Annotated in this window: 6 protein-coding genes and 2 pseudogenes; all 8 read left to right on the forward strand. The window is 62.8% G+C overall.

From position 1 onward, the window contains the following. Window positions 1-296 (forward strand): annotated as a pseudogene (locus tag I8N66_RS33885) (hypothetical protein); the annotation flags it as partial. Between the two features lie 94 nt (window positions 297-390). Continuing rightward, window positions 391-1,995 (forward strand): ABC transporter substrate-binding protein, encoded by a 1,605-nt coding sequence (locus tag I8N66_RS33890; RefSeq protein WP_291163869.1) that lies wholly within the window; start codon window positions 391-393, stop codon window positions 1,993-1,995. 6 nt (window positions 1,996-2,001) lie between these two features. Continuing rightward, a complete protein-coding gene (locus I8N66_RS33895; RefSeq protein WP_291163872.1) occupies window positions 2,002-2,979 on the forward strand; it encodes an ABC transporter permease in 978 nt (325 codons plus the stop codon). Window positions 2,980-2,990: 11 nt separating this feature from the next. Next, the gene (locus I8N66_RS33900) at window positions 2,991-3,866 is read left to right on the forward strand and encodes an ABC transporter permease (RefSeq protein WP_291163875.1); all 876 of its coding nucleotides are present in this window, start codon (window positions 2,991-2,993) and stop codon (window positions 3,864-3,866) included. Then, entirely contained in the window at window positions 3,863-5,611 is a 1,749-nt protein-coding gene (locus I8N66_RS33905) for an ABC transporter ATP-binding protein (protein ID WP_291163878.1), read from the forward strand. The genes I8N66_RS33900 and I8N66_RS33905 overlap by 4 nt, the downstream gene beginning before the upstream one ends. 89 nt (window positions 5,612-5,700) lie before the next feature. Then, a pseudogene (locus I8N66_RS33910) lies at window positions 5,701-6,936 on the forward strand (CapA family protein). 70 nt (window positions 6,937-7,006) lie between these two features. Continuing rightward, the gene (pepT, locus tag I8N66_RS33915) at window positions 7,007-8,230 is read left to right on the forward strand and encodes a peptidase T (RefSeq protein ID WP_291163884.1); all 1,224 of its coding nucleotides are present in this window, start codon (window positions 7,007-7,009) and stop codon (window positions 8,228-8,230) included. A gap of 448 nt (window positions 8,231-8,678) precedes the next feature. Next, on the forward strand, window positions 8,679-8,831 hold the full coding sequence (locus I8N66_RS33920) for a hypothetical protein (protein ID WP_291163881.1): 153 nt from the start codon (window positions 8,679-8,681) through the stop codon (window positions 8,829-8,831). Window positions 8,832-8,867 lie beyond the last annotated feature (36 nt).

Raw genomic sequence — 8,867 nt, forward strand, 5'->3', positions numbered from 1 at the left:
GGCCGGTTGAACGAGATCCTGGCTACAGCGAAGCGCTCGAGGCCGAAGATTGCGCCGCGATCGCCGAGGACAAGGCTGCGGAAGCCTTGTGGGACATACCGGCGCAGTCAGTCGCTGGTGTAACCGCCAAACTGCATGCCATTCTCAGCCGCTCGCAGCCTTCCCCCACCAGTCCTGACGAACCCTGGCCGCAGCTCCGCGGATTAATGGCCGATCTCCTCGCATTCGACGCGGCTGTTGATCCGCCGCGTCGCCTCGCTGCGCACGAACCCAAAGCCGCGCTGCAAAATAGCTGAGCACGCCCGCCTGGGCTCAATCGTTGATTTTCACCGCGTCGGAGCCCCTCCGGCGCGAACCTCTGACTCTGTCAAAAACAAGAAGGAACCGCACATGAAACTGGGAAGATTGTTTCGGCCGCGTTTGCTGTCGGCGCTTTTGCTGTCCGTCTCGCTCGGCGCGTCGTTGATCGCGGCGCCGGCCCTGGCGCAAGAACGGGGCGAACTGCGCATCGCCACGTCCTACAAGCTGATGACGCTCGATCCACACTACGCCAATCTCAACGAGAACACCTCGCTGCTTTCGCATATCTATGAACGGCTGGTGTACCAGGACGAGAAGCTCCAGCTGATGCCCGGGCTTGCCACATCCTGGCGGGCGCTCTCCGACACGCAATGGGAGTTTAAGCTCCGCGACGGTGTCCGCTTCCATGACAGCGCGGTGTTTGACGCCGATGATGTTGTCTATTCGATCGAGCGCATCCGCGATTTCCTGAAGCCCCCGAGCGGCGGATTTCGTTCGTCCGTGAGCGGCATCAAGTCGATCTCTGCACCCGATCCGCTGACCGTGGTCATCGAGACGAACGGTGCCGTCCCTAACCTGCCTCTGACCTTCTCTTCGATCTTTATGATGAACAAGCCGGCGGAAGGCTTTGAGACGACCGAGGACCTCAATGCGGGTACCCCGCCCGTCGGAACTGGGCCGTACAAGTTTGAGAGCTGGAGCTCCGGCGAGAGCTTGAGACTTGTGCGCAACGACGCCTACTGGGGTGGCAAGCCCGCCTGGCTGAAGGTCGCCTTCCGGGTGATCGAGAACCCGGCCGCCCGGGTGGCTGCAGTCAGCACCGGTGAGGTCGATGTCGCCGACGCCATCCCGGCTCGTGATGTCGAAGGCTTGAAGCAGCGTGGCGCGTGGATTGCCAGCGTCAGTGCCGCCCGCATCAACTTCGTCCAGTTCGATGTTGATCGGGACACCCTTCCCGGTGTTACCGACAAGTCGGGCGCGCCGATCGCCAACCCGTTCAAGAACCCGCTTGTCCGGCGTGCGCTGGCGCTGGCGACCGACCGCGGCATTCTCGTCGACAAGATCCTCGCCGGTTATGGCACGGCGGCGTCGCAGGTGTTTCCGACCGGGCTTCCGGGCACGTCTGGCAAGCTCCTTCCCGAAGGGCCTGACTACGAACAGGCCAAGGTTCTACTGGCCAAGGCCGGATATTCTGACGGCTTCAACCTCGTGCTTGCCGGGCCGGCTGGCCGTTATCCGGGTGACGCCGAGAGCCTGCAGGCGATCGCCCAGAGCTGGGCCCGCATCGGTGTTTCCGCCCAGCCGTCGGCAGCCCCGTTCTCGGTGTTCAATACCAAGCGTGCCGCTGGCGACTATGCGGTCTGGTATGGCGGAACCTCCGGCGAGGCGGTCGACATCATCCTGCGTGCGCTGCTTGCCTCGCCGGATAAGGAGCGCGGAACCGGCGCGCTGAACTTCGGCAAGTATCGCAATGCTGCTTTCGATACGAAGCTGGCCCAGGCCGAAAGCATCGCGGTCGGGCCGGAGCGCAATGCGGCCCTTGCTGAGGCGACGGAACTGGTGATGGCCGACCAGCCCATCATCCCGCTCTACCACTTCCACCACATCGTCGGTTACGGCCCGCGCATCGGCTCCTATGTCATGCACCCGCGCGGCTGGACGACGGCGATGCAGACCCTGGCTGCGACGGAGTAGAGGCAGATGGGCATGATCTCTGTTGTTTTTGGAAGGCTGTCCCAGGCCTTCCTGCTTCTCATCGCCATGTCGCTGATCGGCTTTATCGGCATCCACAGCGTCGGCAATCCGGTCTTCAACGTCGTCAACATCGAAACCGCAACGCCCGAGGACATTCAGGCGGCAACCATCGCGCTCGGTCTCGACCAGCCGATCTGGCGCCAGTACCTCGTCTTCATCGACAATGTCGTCAGCGGCAACTTCGGCACCTCCTACATCTACCATCAGCCGGCCTTCACGCTGGTGATGAGCAAGCTGCCGGCAACGCTGGAACTTGCCTCGATCGCGATGCTGATCGCAGCCCCGCTTGGAGCCGGGCTTGGCCTTCTCGCCGGTCGGCGTATGGGCACGCTGTTCGACCGGACCCTGCTCAACGGCAGCGTCTCGGCGCTCAGCATCCCCTCGTTCTGGCTGGCGATGATGCTGATCCTTGTCGGCGCGATCCTCACCGGCTGGTTCCCGTCCGGTGGCAGAGGAGCAACAGTGCATGTCCTCGGTGAGGACTGGAGTTGGCTCACCGCCAACGGTCTGTGGCACCTGGTGCTGCCGGCACTGGCGCTCGCCATTCCCAACATCGCGTTGATCGCGCGGCTGTCGCGCTCCGGCACGATCGAGGTCGAGAGCCAGGACTTCACGCGGTTTTGCCGCGCCAAGGGGCTGTCGTCACGACGGATCCTGATGCGCCACACGCTGCCGAACATCAGCGTGCCGATCGTGACGATCATCGGTCTGCAGTTTGGCGGCATGCTCGCCTTTGCCGTGGTGGTGGAATCGATCTTCTCATGGCCGGGCGTCGGCAAGCTGCTGATCGACTCCATCCAGCTGCTCGACCGGCCGGTGGTGATGGCGACGCTCACCTTCATCGCCGTCGCCTTCGTCGTTCTCAATGCCCTCGTCGATCTTTTCTATGCCGTACTCGATCCGCGCGTGCGCCTGTCTTCCTGAAGGGGACCGTCATGAAAGCCCAAATCCTCAGCGCGTTGAAGAAGCGCCGTCACGGACCGGTCATGACCGTGTCCAAGCTGCTGCTCGTCAGCTACATCCTGGTTGCCATCGCTGCACCCCTGATCGCACCGCAAAACCCTTACGCCCCGCTGCAGATCTTTGGCTGGGAGGCATCGTCGCCGCCCGGAACACTGGGTAGCGGTGGTTATCTCTATCTGCTTGGAACCGACGGGCTTGGTCGCGATATTGTCAGCACCATCCTCTATGGCCTGCGCATCAGCCTGGTCGTGTCGATCGTCAGCTCCGCGCTTGCCGCGCTGATCGGGCTCACCGCCGGTGTCAGTGCCGCCTACTTCGGCAAATGGGTCGATGTCGCGATCATGCGCCTCGTCGATCTGCAGCTCAGCCTGCCGACCATCCTGATTGCGCTGATTGCCATCGTCACGCTTGGACCCGGCATCGACCGGATCATCCTGGCGCTGGTCGTCGCCCAATGGGCGACCTATGCGCGGATCGCCCGTGGCGTGGCGCTGAGCGAAGTCAAGAAGCCCTACATGGATGCCGCGCGGCTGATGCGGCTGCCGACGTCAAGGATCCTGTTCCGTCACCTGCTGCCCAACAGCATCGGGCCGGCGATCACCCTGATCCCGATCGAGGTCGGCCATGCCGTGGCGCTGGAGGCGACGCTGTCCTTCCTTGGCCTCGGCGTTCCGATCGACAAACCCTCGCTCGGCTCCGCCGTTGCCAATGGCTTCCAGTACCTGATGACCGGCCAATACTGGATCAGCCTGTTTCCGGGTCTCGCCCTCTTCGGCCTGATCGCTTCCATCAATCTTTTCGGCGAGGACGTTCGCCGCAGCCTCGATCCAAGGAACCAGACGCGATGACAGTCGAACATGCGAACACAACTCTGCGCCCGCCATTGCCTCCATTCGGGCCTTCGTCTCAACAGCCCGTATTGCTGCGGGTCGAGAATCTCGGCCTTCGCCATTTGTCCAGGGCCGGCCCGACGACGATCCTCAGCGACGTCAGCTTCGCGCTTGGACGCGGCGAGATCCTTGGGATCATCGGAGAGTCCGGGGCTGGCAAGTCGACCGTCGGCAATGCCATCCTCGGGTTGCTTGCGCCGGAGTTCCAGCAGACGTCGGGAACGATCAGTTTCGACGGCAAGGTCTTGGAGGCGATGTCCGCCGGGGAGCGCGGGGCGCTGCGGGGCAAGCGCATCTCGGCGATCTTCCAGGATCATACCGCCTCGCTCGATCCGCTGATGAGCGTTGGCGCGCAGGTTGAGGAAACTTGCCTGGCGCTCGATCCAACCCTTTCGAGACGTCAGGCCCGCACCCGCGCCATCGATCTGCTGGCACGGGTCGGTATTCCCGAGCCTCAGCGGCGGTACGGCAACTACCCGCACCAGTTCTCCGGTGGCCAGCGGCAGCGCATCGTCATCGCCATCGCCCTTGCGGGGTCTCCCGACATCATCATCGCCGACGAGCCGACCTCGGCACTCGATGCCACCGTGCAGAAGCAGGTGCTCGGATTGCTCAGAACCCTCGTCGACGAGACCGGTGTCTCCGTCATTCTCGTCACCCACGACATGGGGGTGATCTCCGAGATTACCGACCGGGTGCTGGTCATGAAGAAGGGCCAGGTGGTCGAAGCGGATGACACGGTCACCATCCTCGATCAGCCGAACCACGACTATACCAGGAAGCTGCTTGCCGCTGTTCCACGGCTTCGCATTCCTGCAAGGGCAGCGAAGGTGGAGGACAAGACGGCACACGCTGATGACAGTGGCGTTGACGACTGGTCCCGTGCCACGGACAAGCTCGAACGTCCACTTCTTGTTGCCGAAGGCATATCGAAAGTGTTCTCTCCGCAGGGTTTCCATTGGGGCCTTGGCCGGAAACGGTCAAGCTTCGGTCTGCGTGATGTCGGCATTCGTCTGCAACGCGGCACGATCACCGGCATCGTCGGCGAGAGTGGTAGCGGCAAGACCACCTTCGGCCGGATCCTTGCCGGTCTCGACAGCGCGCATGAAGGTCGGATTGTCATCGGCGAGCAAAGCTTTGAGGCTGCCTCGAGCGGCCGGCGCACCGGTCTTCTCGGCCGGGTGCAGATGATCTTCCAGGATCCATCGGTATCCCTCAACCCACGGATGACCATCGCCGAGGCGCTTGCGGAAGGCATCCGCTTCGGTGCTGGTGGGGGTTCCAGGGACCGATCTGTGGCTGAGACCGCGGCTGAGATGATGGATCGGCTCGGCCTTGCCCGCAGCCTGCTGTCCCGCCATCCGCATCAGCTCTCTGGTGGCCAGAAGCAGCGGGTCTGTATCGCGCGAGCGCTGCTTGCCGAGCCTCAGATCATTGTTGCCGACGAGCCGACTTCGGCCCTCGACGTCTCGGTCCAGGCCGAGATCGTCGGCCTGCTGAGGGAGACTATCGCGGAGCGCGGCATGACGATGGTGTTCATCTCCCATGATCTCGCCATCGTCCAGGCACTGTGCAGTGCCGTCTACATCTTCAAGAACGGGCGGGTCGAGGATTTTGGGCCCTCGGACTTCATCTTCTCGCGCTCCGACAATGCCTACACCCGCACGCTGATTGCCGCCCGGCCGGAGCGCTTCACATGCTGAGGGGTGCGTCGACCCTCAGCGAGCGGATCCAACCCGGAACCATCAGATATTCGAAACGGCTGGCGCGTGTCGCCCCAGAAAGTCCTCCCATGCAACACCGCTTCACCCTCGCTGTTACCGGCCAGTCGCTGATCAAACATGACATCCGCGACATCACCGCTCCGGCATTCGCCAAGGTTCGCTCGCTGCTGCGCGAAGCCGATCTCGCCTTCACCAACTTCGAAGGCACGATCCTTGGGCGTCACGGTGGCTGGCCGCTCAAAGGCTCGTTCTTCGGCTGCAGCGCCCCATTCGTGCTCGATACCCTGAAGGGCATCGGTTTTGAGGCGCTGTCGCTGTCGAACAACCATGCCTTCGACCTCGGTCCCTCCGGCGTGCTCTCGACGCTGGAAGAGGTCGAGAAGCGCGGCTTTCTCCATGCCGGTCTTGGTCGAGATCAAGGGGAAGTGTCGCGGGCGAGCACTGCTGTGATCTCCGGTCGGCCGGTAGCCGTCGTCGCGATGGACGGCGGTCCCGGCCCAGACTTCATGTATGCCGCAGATGCGAAGGAAGGGCGCCCCGCCCGTCCCGGCGTTAATCGGCTCGGGATTACCCAGATGAATTAGGACGACGGCGCCGCGTTCGGGCAATTGGCAGCGATCCGCGACCAGGACGGTTACACCGCGATTGATCTTGCCAATGACAGCCAGCCGGACGATCGCCCGGAGCTTAACCCGGAAACCGAGATCGCGCTTGCCCGTGCCGTGTTCCGGCGATCGGAGCGCTGCGGGCGCAGTGTCAACATCGATGAAGCGGATCTGGAGAGGAACCTTGCAGCCATCACGGCGGCAGCGAAGGATGGATCGCTGGTGGTCGCCTATCTGCACCATCATCACTGGGCGTCCGACTGGTATCAGGTTCCCGACTGGGTGAGCGGGGTCGCCCACGCCTGCATCGATGCTGGGGCGTCGATGTTCGTCAGCCACGGCGCGCCGGTGCTGCAGCCGATCGAGATCTACCGGGGTCGGCCGATCTTCTACAGCCTCGGCAACTTCATCTTCCATGTGCGTTCCGAGAAGTCGACCTGGACGGTGCCGGAGGTCTGGGAAAGCGTGGTCGCGGCCACGACCTTCGACGCCGACAACCGTCTCGTGGAGGTTATTCTTCATCCGGTCGTCATCGGCGGCGATGCGGCGTTAGAGGACGGCGTGCTGGAACGCCGTCTTGCACCGCATCTGGCGACCGGCACCCGTGCCGAGCACATACTTCAACGTCTTGCAGAGCAATCGGCCCGGCTCGGCACGGAGATCCGCATCTCTGAGGGTGTCGGTGTCATCCGCGTCTAGTCGATGTTCCCGGCTGATCGCCACAACAAGGCGGGCCGTCACGGCCCGCAGCTACCACATGAGGGCTAGTATGGACATTCGCCAGGAACTGATCGACCGTTTCTTTCGCTATGCCGCGATCGAGAGCCAGAGCAATGGCCGGGCGTTAGGTCTGCCATCCTCGCCAGGCCAGGCAGCGCTCGCCGCGCTGCTGGCCGAGGAGATGCGGGCGCTGGGCCTGGCGGACGTCCGCGTCGACGAACATGCCATCGTCACCGGGGTTAAACGCGGCAACCGGCCCGACGCGCCGGCGATCGGCTTTATCGCCCATCTCGACACCGTCGATGTCGGGCTCTCGCCGTTCATCCGGCCGCAGATCCTCCGCTTCGACGGCAAGGATCTTTGCCTCAATGCCAAGGATGATATCTGGCTGCGTGTTGCCGAGCATCCGGAGATCCTCGGCTGGACCGGCGAGGACATCATCGTCAGTGACGGCACCAGCGTGCTCGGGGCCGACAACAAGGCGGCCATCGCCGTGATCATGACGTTGCTTGCTCGGCTCGACCAGCAGACGCATGGTGACGTCTTCGTCGCCTTCGTGCCCGACGAAGAAATCGGCTTGCGTGGCGCCAAGGCGCTGGATCTCGCCCGCTTTCCTTGCGACTTTGCTTATACGATCGACTGCTGCGAACTGGGCGAGGTTGTGCTCGAGACCTTCAATGCCGCCGCCGCCGAGATCGTCTTCACCGGTGTCAGTGCCCATCCGATGTCGGCAAAGGGCAACCTCGTCAATCCGCTGACGATGGCGATCGACTTCATCGCCCAGTTCGACCGCAACGACACGCCCGAACACACCGCCGATCGCCAGGGCTTCTTCTGGTTCAAGGATCTCGTCGCCCATGACAGCGAGGCAACACTCACCTGCCTGATCCGCGACTTCGACACCGATGGCTTCAATCAACGCAAGCGGCGGATCGCCGAGGTGGCGGAGCGGATATGCTCAAGCTATCCCAGCGGCAACGTCCGCCACCAGGTCACCGATACCTATCGAAACATCGCCACCAGTCTTCAACACGACGACCGCGCCGTCTCCCTGTTGTTTGATGTGATGGACGAACTCGGGATAAATAAGAAGCTGATGCCGATGCGCGGCGGCACCGATGGTGCCGTACTTTCGGCGCGCGGCATCCCGACGCCGAACTTCTTTACCGGCGCCTGCAATTTCCATTCGCGCTACGAGTTCCTGCCGATCCCGGCGTTCGAAAAGTCGCTGGAAGTGGCCATGGGGATTTGTCGGTTGGCGGCGAAGGGTTGAGTCCGTCGTAACATAGGCCGGCTTCATGCGAACGCGTTGGAAGGCGATCAGAGTCTGGCGCGGAGGCCACAGTGGATGCCCACTCAGTATGCGCTTTGTCACACCATGACAAACTATAACCGAACGGTAATTCCGCCAAAACGATGGGGTCTGAGTGCACCGCCGAGGACGAAGGCGCCGGCGGTCGCGCAACGGGCGCTTTTGCGAGCGCGGGTTTACTTCGGACATCGTCTCTCGATTCAGAGGCACGCCTTGGAGCAAACAATTCCCCTCTCCTAGATGGCGTCCTGGCCCGGTTCCGGATCTTCCACGATAAACCCGTGAAGGGTCCGCTAGCTTAAGCTGCGGCCGCTCTCAGCTATCGCCATCGCGGTGATTGCGCCCGTTCCCGGGCTCTTGAGGAGCCATCGAGCGGGAATTGGCCCGCTCCCAGATGGAGCCTCTTCAAATGTCGCACGATCTTTTTCTCGCACCGCCCCACGCCTTCCAGCTCTCCCGCGACCTGATGGTCCCGGTCACCGTCTTTGAAGTCGACGGTGAATATGGCGTCCTTCCCTCTGACGAGATCGACGCAAGCGACGAACTCGAGGTCATCCATTGATTTCATCCCTGGGCGGCTCATTGAGCCGCCCTTTCT

This window comes from Ensifer sp. SSB1 (assembly GCF_016652895.1).
Taxonomy (GTDB): domain Bacteria; phylum Pseudomonadota; class Alphaproteobacteria; order Rhizobiales; family Rhizobiaceae; genus Ensifer.